General features: G+C 59.8%; 21 protein-coding genes. 11 read left to right on the forward strand and 10 right to left on the reverse strand.

The genetic code is table 11. From position 1 onward, the window contains the following. The first annotated feature begins 76 nt into the window (after positions 1–76). The 4 genes from EPZ47_RS21075 (at position 77) to EPZ47_RS21090 (ending at position 4,348) form a co-directional block, all read left to right on the forward strand. Complete coding sequence (locus tag EPZ47_RS21075) at positions 77–979, forward strand: urea transporter (protein ID WP_135846562.1); 903 nt, start codon at positions 77–79, stop codon at positions 977–979. Between the two features lie 20 nt (positions 980–999). Next, on the forward strand, positions 1,000–1,824 hold the full coding sequence (locus EPZ47_RS21080; RefSeq protein WP_135846563.1) for an ion transporter: 825 nt from the start codon (positions 1,000–1,002) through the stop codon (positions 1,822–1,824). A gap of 95 nt (positions 1,825–1,919) precedes the next feature. After that, positions 1,920–2,918: a sulfate ABC transporter substrate-binding protein gene (locus EPZ47_RS21085; RefSeq protein ID WP_135846564.1), complete on the forward strand. Its 999-nt coding sequence runs from the start codon at positions 1,920–1,922 to the stop codon at positions 2,916–2,918. A gap of 242 nt (positions 2,919–3,160) precedes the next feature. Then, positions 3,161–4,348: an MFS transporter gene (locus EPZ47_RS21090; RefSeq protein WP_135846565.1), complete on the forward strand. Its 1,188-nt coding sequence runs from the start codon at positions 3,161–3,163 to the stop codon at positions 4,346–4,348. 59 nt (positions 4,349–4,407) lie between these two features. Here the strand turns inward: EPZ47_RS21090 and EPZ47_RS21095 are convergent, their stop codons facing one another. From EPZ47_RS21095 to EPZ47_RS21115, 4 genes are all read right to left on the reverse strand, one after another. After that, the gene (locus tag EPZ47_RS21095; RefSeq protein ID WP_003223221.1) at positions 4,408–4,599 is read right to left on the reverse strand and encodes a PLDc N-terminal domain-containing protein; all 192 of its coding nucleotides are present in this window, start codon (positions 4,597–4,599) and stop codon (positions 4,408–4,410) included. Between the two features lie 71 nt (positions 4,600–4,670). Then, positions 4,671–5,201: a hypothetical protein gene (locus EPZ47_RS21100; protein WP_135846566.1), complete on the reverse strand. Its 531-nt coding sequence runs from the start codon at positions 5,199–5,201 to the stop codon at positions 4,671–4,673. A gap of 182 nt (positions 5,202–5,383) precedes the next feature. After that, positions 5,384–5,902, reverse strand: coding sequence for an ankyrin repeat domain-containing protein (locus EPZ47_RS21110; RefSeq protein WP_135846568.1), 519 nt, complete (start codon positions 5,900–5,902; stop codon positions 5,384–5,386). 94 nt (positions 5,903–5,996) lie between these two features. Beyond that, positions 5,997–7,823 (reverse strand): long-chain-acyl-CoA synthetase, encoded by a 1,827-nt coding sequence (locus EPZ47_RS21115; protein WP_135846569.1) that lies wholly within the window; start codon positions 7,821–7,823, stop codon positions 5,997–5,999. 354 nt (positions 7,824–8,177) lie between these two features. Here EPZ47_RS21115 and EPZ47_RS21120 point away from each other — a divergent pair, with 354 nt between their 5' ends. After that, positions 8,178–8,456 (forward strand): DUF3509 domain-containing protein, encoded by a 279-nt coding sequence (locus EPZ47_RS21120; protein ID WP_025214961.1) that lies wholly within the window; start codon positions 8,178–8,180, stop codon positions 8,454–8,456. 70 nt (positions 8,457–8,526) lie between these two features. On the opposite strand, the gene mtnC is transcribed toward EPZ47_RS21120, so the two are convergent. From mtnC to aroC, 5 genes are read right to left on the reverse strand one after another with little or no spacing between them, the layout of a single operon-like run. Continuing rightward, the gene (mtnC, locus tag EPZ47_RS21125) at positions 8,527–9,210 is read right to left on the reverse strand and encodes an acireductone synthase (RefSeq protein ID WP_135846570.1); all 684 of its coding nucleotides are present in this window, start codon (positions 9,208–9,210) and stop codon (positions 8,527–8,529) included. Positions 9,211–9,214: 4 nt separating this feature from the next. Further along, entirely contained in the window at positions 9,215–9,760 is a 546-nt protein-coding gene (locus EPZ47_RS21130; protein ID WP_135846571.1) for a 1,2-dihydroxy-3-keto-5-methylthiopentene dioxygenase, read from the reverse strand. An 18-nt stretch (positions 9,761–9,778) separates the two neighbouring features. Next, positions 9,779–10,399, reverse strand: coding sequence for a methylthioribulose 1-phosphate dehydratase (locus tag EPZ47_RS21135; RefSeq protein ID WP_135846572.1), 621 nt, complete (start codon positions 10,397–10,399; stop codon positions 9,779–9,781). Continuing rightward, positions 10,396–11,541 (reverse strand): MFS transporter, encoded by a 1,146-nt coding sequence (locus tag EPZ47_RS21140; RefSeq protein ID WP_135846573.1) that lies wholly within the window; start codon positions 11,539–11,541, stop codon positions 10,396–10,398. The genes EPZ47_RS21135 and EPZ47_RS21140 overlap by 4 nt, the downstream gene beginning before the upstream one ends. A 34-nt stretch (positions 11,542–11,575) precedes the next feature. Further along, positions 11,576–12,667, reverse strand: a complete 1,092-nt coding sequence (gene aroC / locus EPZ47_RS21145) for a chorismate synthase (protein ID WP_135846574.1) — start codon at positions 12,665–12,667, stop codon at positions 11,576–11,578. A 142-nt stretch (positions 12,668–12,809) separates the two neighbouring features. Between aroC and EPZ47_RS21150 the strand changes: the two genes are divergently transcribed. Further along, entirely contained in the window at positions 12,810–13,763 is a 954-nt protein-coding gene (locus EPZ47_RS21150; protein WP_135848047.1) for an alpha/beta hydrolase, read from the forward strand. A gap of 110 nt (positions 13,764–13,873) precedes the next feature. Beyond that, positions 13,874–14,662 (forward strand): hypothetical protein, encoded by a 789-nt coding sequence (locus EPZ47_RS21155; protein ID WP_135846575.1) that lies wholly within the window; start codon positions 13,874–13,876, stop codon positions 14,660–14,662. 85 nt (positions 14,663–14,747) lie between these two features. Here the strand turns inward: EPZ47_RS21155 and prmB are convergent, their stop codons facing one another. Continuing rightward, entirely contained in the window at positions 14,748–15,656 is a 909-nt protein-coding gene (gene prmB / locus EPZ47_RS21160; protein ID WP_025214968.1) for a 50S ribosomal protein L3 N(5)-glutamine methyltransferase, read from the reverse strand. A 254-nt stretch (positions 15,657–15,910) separates the two neighbouring features. Here prmB and EPZ47_RS21165 point away from each other — a divergent pair, with 254 nt between their 5' ends. The 4 genes from EPZ47_RS21165 (at position 15,911) to EPZ47_RS21180 (ending at position 18,829) form a co-directional block, all read left to right on the forward strand. Then, a complete protein-coding gene (locus tag EPZ47_RS21165) occupies positions 15,911–16,501 on the forward strand; it encodes a cysteine hydrolase family protein (protein ID WP_135846576.1) in 591 nt (196 codons plus the stop codon). A gap of 122 nt (positions 16,502–16,623) precedes the next feature. After that, complete coding sequence (locus EPZ47_RS21170; RefSeq protein ID WP_135846577.1) at positions 16,624–16,944, forward strand: hypothetical protein; 321 nt, start codon at positions 16,624–16,626, stop codon at positions 16,942–16,944. Between the two features lie 74 nt (positions 16,945–17,018). Further along, complete coding sequence (locus EPZ47_RS21175; protein ID WP_025214971.1) at positions 17,019–17,576, forward strand: Smr/MutS family protein; 558 nt, start codon at positions 17,019–17,021, stop codon at positions 17,574–17,576. 602 nt (positions 17,577–18,178) lie between these two features. Continuing rightward, a complete protein-coding gene (locus tag EPZ47_RS21180) occupies positions 18,179–18,829 on the forward strand; it encodes a hypothetical protein (protein WP_202879079.1) in 651 nt (216 codons plus the stop codon). The last annotated feature ends 65 nt before the right edge of the window (positions 18,830–18,894 follow it).

Below are 18,894 nucleotides of genomic sequence, written 5' to 3' on the forward strand. Positions count from 1 at the left end.
TACACCGCAAATCCAGTGTGGGAGCGAGCCTGCTCGCGATGAGGGCACCCCGGTCCATCAGATACACAGCCTAACCATGCCCAACACCCATTGCCCCGACTGGGCCACCGCCCTGCTCAACGGTTTCAGCCAGATTTTCCTCCAGCGCCATCCCCTGTGCGGCCTGTTGTGCCTGCTGGCGACTCTGCTCACAGCGCCCGGCCTGTTTGGCGGCGCACTGCTCGGCGGCGTCGCCGGATTGCTCACGGCCCAGAGACGCGGTTACGCCAAGGTGGATCGGCAGGCCGGCCTGTTCAGTTACAACGGCATCCTGCTGGGGTTGCTGCTGAGCCTGGCATTGCCTTGGTCAGCGTTACTGCCACCGTTGATCATCGCCAGCGCTGGTCTCAGCGCGATGCTGACCCAGCAATGGCTCAAGCGTACTCGCGACCCACAATGTCTCTCGGCCTACACCGCGCCCTTCGTGGGCCTGGGTTGGTTGCTGCTCAGTTTCGCCCCTGCACAACCCGCGCCTCTGCCGGTCGAACTGACGATGCCCAGCCTGCTGGCCGCCCTTTTGAACGGACTCGGCCAGGTGATGTTTCTCGACCACCCGTTGGCCGGAGGGCTGATCGCCGCAGGCCTGCTGATCAGCAACCGTCGCGCCGCCGGCTGGGCACTGTTCGGTTCGGCCGCCGGCCTTGCATTCGCCGTGCTGCATCATGAAAACGCAGCCGCCCTTTCAGGACTTGCTGGATATAACCCGGCGCTGGTGGCTCTGGCTCTCGGCCAACAGCACCGCCAGCCATGGCTGCCACTGGCCGGTGTGCTCCTGGCAATGCTGCTGACACCTGGCTTTGCCGCCCTCGGTTTGGTGCCGCTGACCGCACCGTTCGTCCTGGCCTGCTGGCTGATCCAGGCCACTGGCCGAGCGTGGCACCAGGCCAGCCTTGATGCCGCGCCTTGCGCTCTGCGGGACAATCGCCCTAGGCTTCGCTGATTCTGATTCAGGCGAAGCTTATGGACAGCAGCAACAATTGGCGTGAACGGCTCTACGTCATGATTTTCCAGAGCGACACCGTGGCCGGCCGGCGCTTCGACAGCACGCTGCTGTTGATCATCCTCGCCAGCCTGGTCATCGTGATGCTCGACAGCATCGACAGCGTGCACAAAAACTACGCGACGCTTTTGGCCGCTATCGAGTGGGGTTTCACCTTTATCTTCATCGTCGAGTACGGCCTGCGCCTGTACTGCTCGCCCAAGCCCCTGCGCTATGCCTTCAGTTTCTACGGCCTGGTGGATCTGCTGGCGATCGTGCCGGGAATCCTGGCGTTGTATTACAGCGATGCCCAGTACCTGCTGATCATTCGAATCATCCGTATGCTGCGGATTTTCCGGGTGCTCAAGCTCAGCCCTTACCTCAAGCAGGCCAACTACCTGATGGCGGCGCTGCGGGGCAGCAAGCAGAAAATCATCGTGTTCCTGGTCAGCGTCTCGACCCTGGTGACCGTGTTCGGCACGCTGATGTATGTCATCGAAGGCCCAGGGAATGGCTTCACCAGCATTCCCAAGGGCATCTATTGGGCTATCGTGACACTGACCACGGTGGGTTTTGGCGACATCGTGCCCAAGACGCCACTGGGCCAGGTGGTGTCATCCCTGGTGATGATCACCGGTTACTCGATCATCGCCGTGCCAACGGGGATCTTTACCGCCGAACTGGCCACGGCCATGCGCGCTGATCAGCTCAAGCACGATTGCCCGGTGTGCAGTAAAAACAACCACGAACATGGCGCCGCTTTTTGCTCACGTTGCGGCAATGCGTTGTTTAAGAAACTGGAATAAGCAAAGCACTTTTTGATGCTTGAAGGTCTATAGGCTTGCAGCTAGTGTGCTGGCTAATTGCCTAGCCCCCCCGTTCAAATAAAAGGAATTGGTAAGTGAAGAACTTCTTTGGCGCTTCCCTTCTCGCCGCCGGCCTGACCTTCGGCAGCCTGGCCCACGCCGCCCCGACCCTGCTCAACGTGTCCTACGACGTGATGCGCGATTTCTACAAAGACTACAACGCCGCCTTCCAGAAACACTGGCAGGCCGAGCACAACGAAAACATCACCGTGCAGATGTCCTTCGGCGGTTCCAGCAAGCAGGCGCGCTCGGTGATCGACGGGTTGCCGGCGGATGTCATCACCATGAACATGGCCACCGACATCAATGCCCTGGCGGATAACGGCAAACTGGTGCCTGAGAACTGGGTCACCCGTCTGCCGAACAACAGCGCTCCGTTCACCTCGGCCACGGTGTTCATCGTACGCAAAGGCAACCCAAAAGCGCTGAAAGATTGGCCCGACCTGCTCAAGGACGGCGTGCAGGTGATCGTGCCCAACCCGAAAACCTCCGGTAACGGCCGCTACACCTACCTGTCGGCCTGGGGTTATGTGCTGAAGAACGGTGGCGATGAAAGCAAAGCCAAGGACTTCGTCGGCAAGTTGTTCAAACAGGCGCCAGTGCTAGACACCGGTGGCCGCGCCGCGACGACGACCTTCATGACCAACCAGATCGGCGATGTGCTGGTGACCTTTGAAAACGAAGCCGAGATGATCGCCCGCGAGTTCGGTCGCGACCAGTTTGAAGTGATCTACCCGAGCGTCTCCGCTGAAGCCGAGCCACCAGTGAGCGTGGTCGACAAAGTGGTCGAGAAAAAAGGCTCCCGCGAAGCCGCCGAGGCGTACCTCAAATACCTGTGGTCGCCTGAAGGCCAGGAAATTGCCGCCGCCAACTACCTGCGTCCACGGGACCCGGCCGTATTAGCCAAATACACCGACCGCTTCCCGAAAGTGGACTTCCTGTCGGTGGAAAAAACCTTTGGCGACTGGCGCACGGTGCAGAAGACGCACTTCAATGATGGTGGGGTTTTCGACCAGATCTACAGCGGGCAGTGAATCGCGGGGAGCGGCCCCACCCGCCTCTGTAGGAGCTGCCGAAGGCTGCGATCTTCTGATCTTGATCTTTCGCTTGAGACTCAATTGTCAGGGACAAGATCGCAGCCTCGTTGCACTCGACAGCTCCTACGGGGCTGTTCATCATCAATAGCAAGCATGTCTGATATCAGCCACAAAGCCTGTTCCAGAGCAGCGCAACTCTTTAGCCTCACGCCATCTTCCTAGTTACTGACGAGAATGCCATGAGTGCCCACCCCGCCACCCTGACCCGAGGCATGGTCCTGCTGTTCGCTTTTTGCTGCGGAGCCATCGTCGCCAACATCTACTATGCCCAACCGATCATCGAACTGATCGCGCCGGATGTCGGCCTGAGCAGCACCATGGCCAGCCTGATCGTCTCGTTGACCCAGATCGGTTATGCCCTGGGCCTGTTTTTCCTGGTGCCGCTGGGCGACTTGCTGGAAAACCGTCGCCTGATGATCCTCACCACCGTAGTGGCGATTGCCAGCCTGTTGGCAGCTGCGTTCACCGATCAACCGAACGTGTTCCTGCTGGTCTCGCTGCTGGTGGGTTTCAGCTCGGTGTCGGTGCAAGTCCTGATTCCCCTGGCTGCGCACCTGGCGCCGGAGGAGTCCCGAGGGCGGGTCGTGGGAGGGATCATGGGCGGTCTGCTCTTGGGGATCCTGCTGGCGCGGCCGATCTCAAGCCTGGTAGCCGATCACTTCGGCTGGCGGGCGATGTTCATGATCGCCGCCGCATTGATGGCCGCGATCAGCATCGTCCTGGCACTGACCGTGCCCAAGCGCCAGCCCGACCACAGCGCCTCCTATGGTCAACTGCTGGGCTCGCTCGGCACCCTGCTGCGCCAGCAACCGCTGTTGCGGCAACGGGCGTTTTACCAAGCCTGCCTGTTCGCCACGTTCAGCCTGTTCTGGACCGCCGTGCCGCTGGAGCTGTCACGCAACCATGGCCTGTCCCAGACTGAAATCGCCCTGTTCGCCCTGGTCGGTGCCATCGGCGCCATCGCCGCGCCCATCGCTGGTCGCCTGGCGGATGCCGGCCATACCCGCAACGCCTCGCTGCTGGCGATGCTGTTCGCCAGCTTGAGCTTTCTACCGGCGTTCATTCATCCGCTGTACAGCGTCATCGGCCTGGCCGTGACCGGCGTGGTCCTGGATTTCTGTGTGCAGATGAACATGGTCCTGGGCCAGCGCACCATCTATGCCTTGGATGCGAAAAGCCGCAGCCGGCTGAATGCGCTGTACATGACCAGCATCTTCGTCGGTGGTGCCTTCGGCTCATCGATCGCCAGCGCGGTGTACGAACACGGCGGCTGGTTGTGGGTGGTGATCGTCGGCAGTGCCTTCCCGCTGTTGGCCTTGCTGCGCTTCTTGAGTGCCGCGCAGAAACCAACCCTGGCAACGGCCTGATATCCACCCATGAAAAATGCCCGGTCGCTCGAGGCGCCCGGGCATTTTTCATGGAGCAGTCAAATCCGCACGTTGCCTCGCGGCCCGGCGATCGCCCAGATGATCAGGCCCAGCACCGGCAACAGAATAATCAGCAGCACCCAGAGGATTTTCATCCCGGTTTCCGCGCCGCTCTTGAGCACATTGATGATCGCCCAGATATCGAGCGCCAGGATGATCAGGCCGATCAGGCCGTTGAAGGTGGAACCCATGGTGTCGCTCCCAAATGGTGATAGGCACCCTTAGGATAGCGGGCCCCCGGCGAGGGTTCCGTTTTATTGCTTCAGACGTGGACAGCAACCTTGAGGGCTTCCAGGGACGGCGCGGCAGCGATGCCAACTTCGCCACACAGCTCCAGCACCCGCGGCACGTCGTTGCCGTACACCAGCACCATTTGCAACTCATCATCGAGCAACTGGCTGAAGTTCATCAGCACATAACCGCCATTGTCCTTGTTCAGGCTGCTCATCTGGATCTGGATGCGGTTGAGCGCGGTCAGGGCTTCGGTTTTTGCCAGTTGCTTGGGCTTGAGATTGAACGCCACGCCGGGGCCGAACGAGGCGATGATCTGTTCGAACAGGTCCACGTAGGTGTCGGCCTGGAACAACACGGTGTCCGGCAGGCTGCCCACCACCACCCATTCACCCAGGGGGATCGGGAACGTGTCGTCGTAGTTGATATCGGGGTTGGCCGCCAGGAAAGCCGCCGGATCGGCGTAGGCCTGAGCCGCTTCGTCAGCGATTTTCGCAATGTCCGCATCGCCCAGGCAGCCGGAGCTGATTTTGCTGATGAGTTCGATGAGGGCGGCTTTCATGGGGTGGATCCTGTGGCGAATGGTTTTTTGAGGGCGGGCAGGATAGCGCATGCGGATTAGGATTGGAGAAGAACCTGCGAACGAGCGTTTTGTGGGAGCAAGGCTTGCCCGCGATGAAAACAACGCGGTCTCTCTGGAACCGAGGTGCCTGTATCGCGAGCAAGCTTTGCTCCCACAGCCTTTCAGCCCAACAACTTTTCCAACTGCGCCGTGGTATCCACCGCGCCCATGGTCTTGGCCGCATCCAGGGCCGAGACGCCGTTGGCATCCTTGGCTTTGGGGTCGGCGCCTTTACTGATCAGGTAGTCGACGATTTCCACCCGGTTGAACATCGCGGCCATCATCAGCGCGGTACGACCATCGAAGGAGGAACCTTCCACCTGCGCACCGCCCTCCACCAGCGCCGTGACCACTGCCAGGTCGCCCTTGAACGCCGCGCCGGCAATCGGGCTCTGGCCGTTGTCGTTGCGCACTTCCGGATCAGCCTTGTGCTCCAGCAGCACCCTCACCGTCTCCACATGCCCGTGGTACGCGGCCAGCATCAGCAAGGTGTCGCCCTTGTGATTACGCAAGTTCGGCGGCAGGCCCTTGCTCAGCAGGGCGGCCATCATCGCGGCGTCACCCTGGCGTGCGACGTTGAACACCTGCTCGGCAAACTCCGCTGCTTCTTCCGGGGTCATCTGGCGGCTTGTATCGGACATGGGAAACTCCACTCAAGTCTTTGCAAAGCCGCTAGTTTCCTGAGGGACTCGATAGCTGTCATCCCTTTTTTCTCTGCAGTGCTCATAGCCAGAATCAATAGCGGTATTGCCCGTCGTGGATCTGCATCGCCAGTTGCCGGTCTACCCGCACGTAAGTCAGGCTGCCGGGCAGCCAGGCGTAGACCGGCTCATCATCGGTGACGCAAGGGTCGAAGGCTTCGGCCCTGAGGCGGGTCTTCTGGTATTTGAACGTGCCGGTAGTGTCCATTTTCACCTTGATGCGCAGGAACAACGGCACCGCATAGGCCGGCAGTTTGCACTGCAGAAACTGCAACAGTTCACTGAAATCCAGCACCGCCAGGGATTCCGACGGGGTGATCGCCGCCATGCCGGCGCGGCCATTGGTGCCATTGATTTCCACGCCATAGGCCACCGCCTCGGCCACCTGAGGGTGTTGCAGCAAAACGTTTTCGACTTCCGTGGTAGAGACGTTCTCGCCTTTCCAGCGGTAGGTATCGCCGAGGCGATCAACGAACTGCCCATGACCAAAGCCAATGTTGCGCAGCAGGTCACCGGTGTTGAAATAGCGGTCACCGGGGACGAAGACGTCTCGATAGATGGTTTTTTCGGTCAAAGCCTGATCGGTGTAGCCGTCCAGCGGCGCCTTGTCGTCGATCCGCGCCAAGAGCAGGCCAGGTTCGCCCCGGGGCACTTTCTGCATGCGCCCCTGCAGGTTGCGTAACGGTGCCGCGCTGTCATGGTCGTACTGCACCAATTCCCAACCCATCAGGGAAAACCCGACGGTGTTGTCGAAATTCAGCACGTTGGTAAAACCGATATTGCCGTCGCTGGCCGCGTACAGCTCGCAGATGTGGTCGATGCCAAAGCGCGTCTTGAAGGCAGACCAAGCCCCTGGGCGCAGGCCATTGCCGATCATCTTCTTCACGTCATGGCGGAGGTCTTCGGTACTGGCCGGCTGGTCGATCAGATAACGGCACAACTCACCGACATAACCCAGCGTGGTCGCCCGGTAGCGGCGCACATCGCTCCAGAACTGACTGGCGCTAAACTTGCGCCGGATCGCAAATCCCGATGCGCCACAGATCGCCGCCCCCCAACACACGCACAGGCCCGTGGCGTGGTACAGCGGCAAGGTGCAATACACGACGTCATCGGGCTGCATGTCCAGGGCGATCAAGCCGAAGCTGGTGGAAGTACGCATCCAGCGCCCATGGCGAAAGACCCCGGCCTTGGGCAGCCCGGTGGTGCCCGAGGTGTAGAGGTACAAACACGGATCGTTGAAAAAGACTTGTTGGCTGCTGGCCGGGTTGTCACCTGGGTAGTCGTCGCTGCTACTGAACAGGTCGACGAAACCGGACGGGACATCGGCGTACGCCTGATCCGCCACCCACCAGGTTCGAGCGCTCGGCAATGCGGTCCGGCTACGTACGTCATTGAAGACCGCGACACGTTCGTCCCCGACCACCACGGCAACCGGCGCCACCAGCGCCAGGCTGTGCACCAGTGCATCGCCCGTCTGTGAGGTGTTGATCATGGCGCTGACCGCACCGACCTTCGCCACCGCCAGTACCGCGATCAACAACTGTGGCCGGTTCTCGACGAAAATCGCCACGCAGTCGCCCTTAGCAATGCCCTGCGCCAGTAAGTAATGGGCGATGCGATTGGCCTGCTCGTTGACCTGTGCATAACTCCACACCGTGTCGCCGCACAGCAACGCCGGGCCCTCTGGATTACGTTGCGTCGCCTGCTCGAAACACCAGCCCAGGCCGCAGGGCTGGGTCGGGTCCTGGACGTTGGCGAGCTTCATGCCTCTGACGATCCGGGGAACAGCTCTGGCAATGGTGGGCAGCTTGCGCAACATCATGCCCCAGGTGATCGCGTCGCTGGGTGTACGACTCATGGTGATCTTCCCCGTTCGACCTCGTGGGTCTGATTATCGGGTGGGAGGTGATTTTGGATCGAAAGTACGCCAGGGATTCCGGCGCTGTACATGCGGTTTTTGCAATGTTTTGTATCCGCTGCCCCAGACAGCTGGAGCGATGAGCCTGGGGAGGCGAATTGGTTCCATAAATTAACGCCGGACCACGCAAAATGCAGGATGCACGATGGGCATTCATGCAAGATGCACGAAAGCAAAAATGCAACGAATCATTAACTAACTGTTTTTAAAGGATTTTTTAGAAGCGCCAAGGCTGGCACAGACACTGCAACTACCCCTCCACGGTTTGCCATCAAAACCATGGAGCAGTCAAATATGAACATGATTCAAGAAAAGTTTTCGTCCCTGTTTTCCAACTACGAAGTGACGACGCAGGCTCGCCCGGATGGCGGCATTCTGCTGACATTGCGCAATAGCGAAGGCAAACAGTTGAAGCGCTCGATTTCCTACGCGCAGTTGCACGCCGGAGACCAATTGTCCTGGGTGATCAGTGCAATCCGTCGCGACCTGGCTGAGCAGGCCAGCGAATTGCCACAGATTACCCTGCTGCAAAGCCAGCATCGCTTCGCTCTGCCGACTTATCACAGCGCTTGATCCTTCTGTGGGAGCGGGCTTGCTCGCTCCCACAATCCATCACCTGACTTCGTGTGGTAGCTTGCGGACTTCAAAAGTCTGCCGGCTCGATCCGCGCAAAACTGTCCACCGTGACATGCCCCGCCAGCTCACCGCCCTCCCGGGCCAACCCGCAGGTCGCCATACCCGCATCGCGAGCCGCATCCAGTTCCTGGACGATGTCAGACAGAAACAGAATCTCCCCCGGCGCAACGCCCACCGCCGCGCTGATGCGCTGGTAGGACTGCACGTCCCGCTTGGGTCCCGACGTGGTGTCAAAATACCCGCTGAACAACGGCGACAGATCACCGGCCTCGGAACAACCGAAAATCAGCTTCTGCGCCTGGATCGAGCCCGAGGAATAAACAAACAGCTGGAAACCTTGCTGGTGCCAGCGCTGAAGTGCCTGCACGGCGTCCGGGTACACGTGACCTTTCAATTGCCCGGCGTGATACCCCTGCTCCCAGACCATGCCCTGCAACGCCTTGAGCGGCGTGGCTTTGCGGTCTTCGGCGATCCAGCCCAACAGAATTGCGATGATTCGCTCGACGTCAGCCTCCGGCTCAGCGCTGTCCTGACGCACGGCAGCCAGTTGTTCGGCCACGTCAGCGCGGTCGGCGTTCTGCCGGACGAAATCCGGCAAATGCCTGGCGGCATAGGGAAACAGCACGTCGAACACGAAACTCACCGCGCTGGTGGTGCCTTCGATGTCGGTAAGGATGGCTTTGATTGGCACGGGCTCAGTCCTCCAGGCGCGGGAAGCGGCTGGCGATGTCATCACCGGTAAACTTCGCGACCCAGCCTTCCGGGTTATTGAACAGGCGAATGGCCACAAAATGCGGATGCTCGCCCATGTCGAACCAGTGCGGCGTACCGGCAGGTACCGAGATCAGATCGTTCTTTTCGCAGAGCACGGCGTAGACATAATCGTCGATGTGCAGGGTAAACAAGCCACGACCTGCGACGAAAAATCGTACTTCGTCTTCACCATGGCGGTGCTCATCAAGGAACTTGGCCCGCAGCTCGGCTTTTTGCGGGTGATCGCTGTTGAGGCTGATGACATCGACGGTGACGTAGCCCCGCTCAGTCATCAAGCGGTCGATCTGGGCCTGGTAGGCGGCGATGACTTCGTCCTGGCTGGCGCCGGGCTGGATTTTTGTCGCAGCTTCCCAGCGGTCGAAACGCACGCCCTTTTCGGCCAAGGTCGAGGCGATGTCTTCGAAATGGGTCAGCACCTTGTTCGGGATGTCAGGGCTTGAGACGTGGTAGACGGACAGGCTGCTCATGGCTATGGCTCCAGCAAATTAACGGTTCAGGAGTGCGCGGGTCTTGAGTTCGCACTCGAACAGGAACTCGAACGCTTCGATCTGGCGCAGTGCATCGTTCATGTACGGCCCCCAGGTATACAGGCCGTGGCCGCGAATAAGGTAGCCGACACAATCGGGATGCGCCTCCAGCCAGGGCTGCACTTGGGCGGCCAGGCGCGCGATGTCCTGGTCATTGTCGAAAATCGGCACACGGACCCGGGATTCGTGGGTCGAAACGCCGCTGAAGGCTTTTTGCAATTCATAGTCTTCAAAGTCGATGAAGGCTGCGTTTGTCAGGCGTGACAACACCGTGGCATTCACCGAGTGGGTGTGCAGCACCGCCCCGATCTCCGGCCGCCAGCGATACAGCTGGGTGTGCAGCAGGGTTTCGGCGGACGGTTGCTTGCCCCGCTCCAGACTGTTGCCGTCCAGGTCAGTGGCCAGCACATCGTCGAGCCCCAGTTGCCCCTTGTGCTTGCCGGACACGGTCAGCAAGGCCTGGTCAGGGGCAAGTCGGGTCGAATAGTTGCTGCTGGTGGCCGGGGACCAGCCGCGGCCATACAAAAAACGCCCGGCGTCGATGATTTCCCGGGCGAGCTGTTCACGGGTAAGGCTCATGGCCTGTCCTCTTGCATACGTGTGGCAATGATAACGGCTGCAGCGAAGGCTGCGACGCTGGCGATGCTGAAAGTCCAAGTGGCGCCCAGGGCATTCCAGCTGTAGCCGGAATACAACGCACCCAACGCCCCGCCCGTGCCAGCCAGCGCCGCGTACAGCGCCTGGCCCTGGCCTTGCTGGCGTGGTCCGAAGCTACGTTGCACGAAATGAATGGCAGCCGCGTGAAAGCTGCCAAAGGTCGCCGCGTGCAACACCTGGGCAAACAGCAGCACCCAGAGAAACTCAGCCAGTGAACCCAGCAGCAGCCAGCGCAGCGCCGCCAGCAGGAAACTCGCCAGCAGGACCCGGCGCACGGAAAACCGTGCCAGGATCCGGCTCATCAACAGGAATATCAGCACTTCCGCCACCACCCCGACGGCCCAGAGCAGGCCGATCAACCCGCGGCTGTAGCCCAGGTGCTCAAGGTGCAGCGTCAGAAACGTATAATACGGCCCATGGCTGACCTGCATCAGGCCCACGCACGCGTAGAACGCCAGCACACCGGGGTTGCGCAGTTGCCGCAAAAAGCCGTCCCCCGCCACTCGCGGTCCCTGCACCGGCTGGGCGTTGGGCACCCAGAAACTGGCGAACACGATGCCGGCCATGATCAGCACCAAGGCTTGCGGATAAATGTCCAGGCTCAGCCATTCGAACAATCGCCCCAGCAGCACCACAGTGATGATGAAGCCAATGGAACCCCACAGGCGCACCTGGCTGTAGCGCGAGGCCTGCCCACTCAAGTGGGCCAGGGTGATGACTTCGAATTGCGGCAGCACCGCGTGCCAGAAGAACGCGTGCAGCGCCATGACCATCGCCAGCCAGGCATAGCTTTTATCGATGAAGATCAGCGAGAAGGTCAACAGCGTGCAGATCGCGCCAAAGCGCACGATCGCCAGGCGTCGGCCGGTGTAATCCCCCAGCCAGCCCCAGACGTTCGGCGCCACGCAGCGCATCAGCATGGGAATCGCCACCAGCTCGCCGATGCGCGCCGCGCTAAACCCCAGATGATCGAAATACAGCGCCAGGAACGGCGCCGTCGAACCGAGCAGCGCGAAATAGAACAGATAAAAACTGGAGAGCCGCCAGTACGGCAGTGCCGCCATGGTCGTCAGGCCACGGCGGTCGGCAGGTCAGCCATCAAAGCTGACCCAGCACCGGAGTGCCGACCTGCACATCGGCGTTCTGGCCGCGATGACGCAACAGATGATCCATCAACACGATCGCCATCATCGCCTCGGCGATTGGCGTGGCGCGGATACCAACACACGGATCGTGACGCCCCTTGGTGATGACCTCCACCGGGTTGCCATGGATGTCGATGGAGCGGCCCGGCGTGGTGATGCTGGACGTCGGCTTCAAGGCCAGGTGCGCCACGATCGGCTGGCCCGAGGAAATGCCACCGAGGATGCCGCCAGCATTGTTGCTGAGGAAACCTTGCGGGGTCAGTTCGTCGCGGTGTTCAGTACCGCGTTGGGCGACACAGGCGAAGCCGGCACCGATTTCCACACCCTTCACCGCATTGATGCTCATCAGCGCGTGGGCCAGTTCGGCGTCGAGGCGATCGAAGATCGGCTCGCCAAGGCCGGGCATCACGCCTTCGGCCACCACGGTGATCTTCGCGCCGACCGAATCCTGGTCCCGGCGCAGTTGGTCCATATAGGCCTCAAGCTCCGGCACCTTGTCCGCGTCGGGGCAGAAGAAAGCGTTCTGTTCCACCGAGTCCCAGGTCTTGAAGGGAATTTCGATAGGGCCCAGCTGGCTCATGTAGCCACGAATCACGATGCCCTGGCTGGCCAGGTATTTCTTGGCTATCGCTCCGGCCGCCACGCGCATGGCGGTTTCCCGGGCCGAACTGCGCCCGCCGCCACGGTAGTCGCGCTCGCCGTATTTGTGGTGGTAGGTGTAGTCGGCGTGGGCCGGGCGAAACAGATCCTTGATAGCCGAGTAGTCCTTGGACTTCTGGTCGGTGTTGCGGATCAGCAGGCCGATGGCGCAGCCGGTGGTGCGCCCTTCGAACACGCCGGAGAGAATTTCGACTTCATCGGCTTCCTGGCGCTGGGTGGTGTGGCGGCTGGTACCGGGCTTGCGGCGGTCCAGGTCACGCTGCAGATCGTCCAGGGAAATCTCCAGGCCCGGCGGGCAGCCGTCGACAATGGCGACCAACGCCGGACCATGGCTTTCGCCCGCGGTGGTGACAGTGAACAGCTTGCCGTAGGTATTGCCGGACATGCAGGGTGCTCCGTGAAATCGCTGAGAGACTCAACCTTGGATTCGTAATGGCCGCCAGTATACGCAGGCTCCCCAAGTAGTTCATCCTCGAACCTTATCGGTGCCCGCCAGTCCAACCGGCACCTTCGTAACTAATGGCGTGATGATGTTAAAGCTGCTTGCCTTGTGCCTTACCCTCTTTACCGGCCTGGCCCAGGCCACGGTTTTGCAACGTCCCATCAGCCTCGATACCGGCAGCGGTGAGCTTTTCGGCTCGCTGTTGCTGCCCAAATCCGACACGCCGGTGCCGGTTGTCCTGATCATTTCCGGTTCCGGTCCTACGGATCGCGACGGAAACAACCCCGAAGGTGGGCGCAACGACAGCCTCAAGCGCCTGGCCTGGGTGCTGGCCAAACACAACATCGCCAGCGTGCGCTATGACAAACGCGGCGTGGCCGCCAGCCTCGCGGCGACACCGGACGAACGCAACCTGAGCGTCGACGCCTATGTGGCCGATGCCGTGGCCTGGAGCCGCAAACTCGCCGCCGACCCACGGCTGGGTCCATTGATTATCCTGGGTCACAGCGAAGGCGCACTGATCGCCAGCCTCGCCGCGCCCCAGGCCAACGCGGCGGCGGTGATTTCGCTGTCCGGCAGCGCCCGGCCGATCGACCAGGTGCTGCGTCAACAATTAAGCAACCGCCTGCCACCGCCGCTGATGTTGCGCAGCAACGAACTGCTCGACAGCCTAAAGACCGGTCGGCTCGACGACAACGTACCGGCACAGCTGCAGGTCATTTTCCGCCCCAGCGTACAGCCCTACCTGATCTCGTTGTTCCGCCAGGACCCGGCCCGCGCCTTTGCGGCATTGAAGATGCCGGCCTTGATCATCCAGGGCAGCAACGATATCCAGGTCAGCGTCGATGACGCCAGACAATTGAAAGCCGCCAAGCCCGACGCTGAATTGGCGCTGATCGAGGGTATGAATCACGTGATGCGTATCGTGCCCAACGACATGAAACGGCAACTGGCCTCCTACAAGGATCCCAACCTGCCCCTGGCGGCCGAGCTTGGTGCGCGAATTCTGCGTTTTATTGACTCGTTAGCCGCCCGTTGAGCGGTTTTAGTGGCAACTGGCCCTCCAGTCCTGGAAAAAACGGCCGATAGCCCGGTGTCGGGCAGCGCTATGGCTGCCGACCAGCCGGCCTGGACAGGATTTTTGCCGTTATGACTGAAACTGAAACTTCCCCCAACACCGCTGCCGAAGCCCCCGCCTCGTCTGCGGTGGAACTGCCTTGGGCCGACGTGCATACCGAACATCACAAGATGCTCCGGCTGGCGCCGCTCAAGACTGACCGCGCCACCGGTGCGCGGCCGTTGCGGTTTGTCGAGTTCAGCTATGCCGAGCGCCACAGCAAGGAACGCAGCCTGCTGCGCATGAGCATCCAGTTGCCGAACCAGCGCGTGCGCAAGGAACAGAATCACCTGGACGTCTGGGCCGACCACGTCGAGAAACGCCTGTTTTTTTCTCCGGACAATCTGCAAGTCGAGCCGTCCAACCGTGGCATCGGCCGTTTCCTGGCGGCCCAGGGCATTACCTGGGCCAAGAAACGCTGGTCGGCCTACCAGGTGCACGGCACCGACCTGGATAACAAGGACGCCCTGAACGAAGACACTCGCCTGCGCCGCGATCGCTTTCTCAAGGCCCAGGGTTTCGAGGTGGTCTACGCCGACGCCCAGCACCTCAAGGGCAGCGTCAAGCCAACCCACGTTGGCGATCTGCTCGGGGACTGGAATACCGAGAAGCTGCAGTTCGTGGAAATCCTTGAAGCGGCGCAGATGCTGCAACAGGCCGAGCAGAACCTGGCGGAACAGGAAGTCAAACTCAAGCAGCAGGAAGAGAAGGTCACCAAGTTCAAGCGCGAAGACGCCGGCCTGCGCTTCACCATCACCTGCCTGGTGGCCTTTGCCATGTTCCAGGCGGGGTTGCTGATCTGGATTGCGACGCGGCATTGATTGCTGCTGCAAGTTGCCTGACACACACTTGTGGCGAGGGGATTTATCCCCTCGCCACAAGGACAGTTCCGTCAGGTCACTCGGCTCAAACCCGCGAAGCAAACAACCCCTGATGCTGGCGGCACTGCTCGGCACTGAGCATGAACACCCCATGCCCGCCGCGTTCGAAGTCCAGCCAGGCGAAATCGACTTCCGGGTACAACGCCTCGACGTGAACCTGGCTGTTGCCCACCTCGACAATCAACAACCCCTTCTCGGTCAGATGATCGGCCGCTTCGGCGAGCATCCGGCGAACCAGGTTCAAGCCGTCATCGCCGCAAGCCAGGCCCAGCTCCGGCTCGTGTTGGTATTCCTGCGGCATGTCGGCGAAATCTTCCGCATCGACATAAGGCGGGTTCGACACGATCAGGTCGAAACGTTGTCCCGGCAACCCCTCGAAGCCGTCGCCCTGGACGGTGAATACGCGCTCATCGACGCCGTGGCGCTCGATGTTCTGGTTGGCCACTTCCAGCGCTTCGAACGACAGGTCGGCCAGCACCACTTCGGCCTCGGGAAACTCAAACGCACAGGCGATACCGATGCAGCCGGAACCGGTGCAGAGGTCGAGAATCCGCGCAGGTTCCTGGCCCAACCACGGCTCGAAACGCTTTTCGATCAACTCACCAATGGGCGAACGCGGAATGAGCACACGCTCGTCGACGATGAACGACATCCCGCAGAACCACGCCTCACCTAACAGATACGCCGCCGGGATACGTTCTGCGATACGCCGGCGCAGCAAACGCTGCACATGGACCAGCTCTTCGTCTTCAAGACGGCAGTCCAAATAGCTATCGGCAATTTCCCACGGCAGGTGCAACGCGCCCAACACCAGTTGCCGGGCTTCGTCCCAGGCATTGTCGGTGCCATGACCAAAAAACAGATCCTCCCCATGGAAACGGCTGACGGCCCAACGGATATGGTCGCGCAGGGTACGAAGGCGGGAAGTGATCACGGCGGCAAACTCCAGAAAAATCGACGGGAGAGTCTACCAGCCAAACACGCCCCCACCAAAACGCACCCCAAAGACGAAAGAAAAGCTCCGGAACAAACGTAGGATTTATCCGTTTTTTGCCCTACCCATTGAACAAGAGGAGCATCTTGACAAGGCTGTAGGCCAGCAACGGCGGCCCTTGCGATGGAAGCGATTCACAGAACCGCTCAGCCAGAGGACAATGTCGCAAAAGCCCCACTCGAAGGAGCCCCAGAATGTCCGTTCCAAAAACGATGTTTCAACTCAGTGGCCGTGGTTATGCGGCGGCCAATCTGAGTCAAGCGACCTTGATCATCATCGATGCCCAGAAAGAATACCTCGCCGGTCCCCTGGCCCTGAGTGGCATGGATGCAGCAGTCGCGAACATCAAGCAATTGCTCGGCGCGGCCCGTGCAGCCGGTCGGCCGATCGTGCATGTGCGCCACCTGGGCACCCATGGCGGGCTGTTCGATCCACAGGGCGAACGCGGGGAGTTCATTGCAGGCCTTGAGCCCTTGGGTGACGAAACCGTGATCGAAAAACTGCTGCCCAGCGCGTTCCACGGCACCGAGTTGAAAAAACGCCTGGAAGACCTCGGCCCCCTGGACCTGATCGTCTGTGGGTTCATGAGCCACTCCAGCGTCAGCACCACCGTGCGCGCCGCCAAGAACCTGGGCTTTCGCTGCACCCTGGTGGAAGACGCCTGCGCCACCCGGGATCTGCCGCACAAGGGCGGCGTACTCAGTGCCGAACATGTGCACCAGACCGAAATGGCAATCATGGCGGACAACTTCGCCACCCTGGCCCTGACCCGCGACTTCACCTGATCGCGTCTCGATGAGCGGCCCGTTCCGCCGCTCATCCGCAAAAGCCTCTCATTTGCCATACTGTCAGGAACAACCCGAACATCTTCCGGTCGAAGGGCCGATACCCATTGAGGAAGGTCGGAATGAAGTTATCCGATGGTTTTGACGCACGTCGCTTGCGGCCCAAAGGTCCAAGCAACTGGCGCTTGCGTTTCGGCGCGGCGCTCGCGGCGCTCCTGGCAACGTTCGGTGTTCTGCTGGCCATGGCCGGTGCCGCCAGCCTGCTGGGCCGCCCGCCGGCATTGGGCGAGTTGAACGCCACCCCACTCGGCTCGGCGATTATTCTGGCAGTAGGGCTTCTCGTATTGTGGCTGGGTGTCTGGCTCTGGCGCCGCTGCCGCCGTCGCGCCCGCCAATCCCTGGAGCTGGCCATGGCTCCACATCTGATGAAAAAGCACGACTGACCCCCTATCCGACGTTTTGTCGCGCCCGATCTCCCCGGAGTTGGGTAAACTGGCCGGCCTTCGCGGAGGCTGACATGCAAGACGACGACTTTTCCCTGTTCAAAAGTGCGATCCAGGGCGTAAAACCGATCAAGCACGATCGCGCCGAGACCGGCAAACCCAAGGCCGATCGCGCACAGATCGCCAAGCTGCGCCAGGCCGCCACCGTGCGCACCGACGCCACCACCGTGGATGGCCTGTCCGATCAGTTCGTGATCGACGTAGGCCCTGAAGACGAGTTGATGTGGGCGCGCGACGGCGTCCAGGAAAGCCAGATGCGCAAGCTGAAGGTTGGCCAGATCCCCTTCGAAGGCAGCCTCGACCTGCACGGCATGACCGTCGAAAAGGCCCGGGAAACCCTCTGGGCCTTCCTGGCCGAAGCCACCAAATTCGAAATCCGCTGCGTGCGCGTCACCCACGGCAAAGCCGTGCGCCTGGATGGCAAGCGGCCGATGATCAAGAGCCACGTCAACACCTGGCTGCGCCAGCACCCGCAAGTGCTGGGCTTCACCTCCTGCCAGGCGAAACACGGTGGAGCCGGCGCGGTGTACGTGATGCTCAAGCGCACCATGATGGAAGGTCGCGACGAGTAGCGCCCGATTGCCGAGCTTGCAGCGCCGTGTCCGCCACCGTACCCTTGCCCTTTGCGTAAAATCCCACAGGTAGTTTCATGTCTCTGGAACAGAATTACACCGCTATGTAGGGCGGGTTCAGCTTGGTGTTCAGAGGTAATGAAATCGGGGGGTTTGTGCTTAGCGCTACCTGATTTCTCTCGCCACAACGCAACCATTGGTACGGAAATTGGTACGAGAACTCATGCATCCCAGAGCCCCGCGTCGGTAGAAACGACACGGGGCTTTTCTTAGCTGGAGCCCCCCTTTTTGCTCGCTCAGTGTTGGCTTTCGGCCAGAAGCGGACATTCATAGATCGGAGCGCGTGTACACACCCGACCATAGACACGCTATCCACAGATTATGTAGCCTCAGGGAAGGTCTTGTCCCTTCTGCTCAATTGCTAGTTGGCTTTTTTCAAGCGTTTAGTTCAAGGGAATCAAGGGGTTACGAATATAGGGAAGGTTTTGCGACAGATGTGGCGCAACTACTCAATAAATGTCGCCTACCTGTAGCTATGTGCACCTAGCTAGATTAAGTCACTTCAATGTTATTATCGGCACTAATTAAAGGTAATGCTAATAGTGAAAGAAACCCTTGGCAGGTTATATTTATGGCAAATAGCCCTCAATAAAATCATTGATCTTCTGGCACTCAGGCAACGAGTTGATCGCTTCTGCAACACTGGAAGGCCTCTGCATATCACCGAATTATATGATGATGAGCGCAGAAGATTGAAAACTGGCCTGCACCTTGATGGGGAGGCACTGGACAGCTTCGAAAAAGAACATGGCTCTTTATTTCCTGATGTTCATGACATCCATCTTATTCACGAGCTAATAACTGAAGAAATAATAATTAAATTCTGCACTATATTTAACGATGCCTATGGGAAAGCAGGGGTTATTGCCACCAATAAGAAAGCGTTTCGGGAGCCGATTCTCGACGAGATAATTTCAGAGGCTTTTTCCGGTGATATTAAAATAAAAGTTAATAAATTTATAGAAACCGCCAAATCATACCGAAACAAGCACGGCGCTCACTTTGACCAAGAAAGCTTTACAATGACGCATGGCGATAAAAATCCCGATGAAGATGGGGTTATTTATAGCGTAGGCTGGAGTAGCGCTTTATTGACTTTTAATTGGGAGTTTGTAAGTGACATCATCCCCGCTTTAAATAAATCCTTAAATAATTATATTAAAAAACTACAAAAAGAAGCCGGCATAATTTAGAAAGTGGCTTTGGCACATAATAATTGGTTCAAATCGGTTGCTCCGCTCACTGGGACGGGCTAAAT

This window comes from Pseudomonas viciae, from assembly GCF_004786035.1.
GTDB lineage: Bacteria > Pseudomonadota > Gammaproteobacteria > Pseudomonadales > Pseudomonadaceae > Aquipseudomonas > Aquipseudomonas viciae.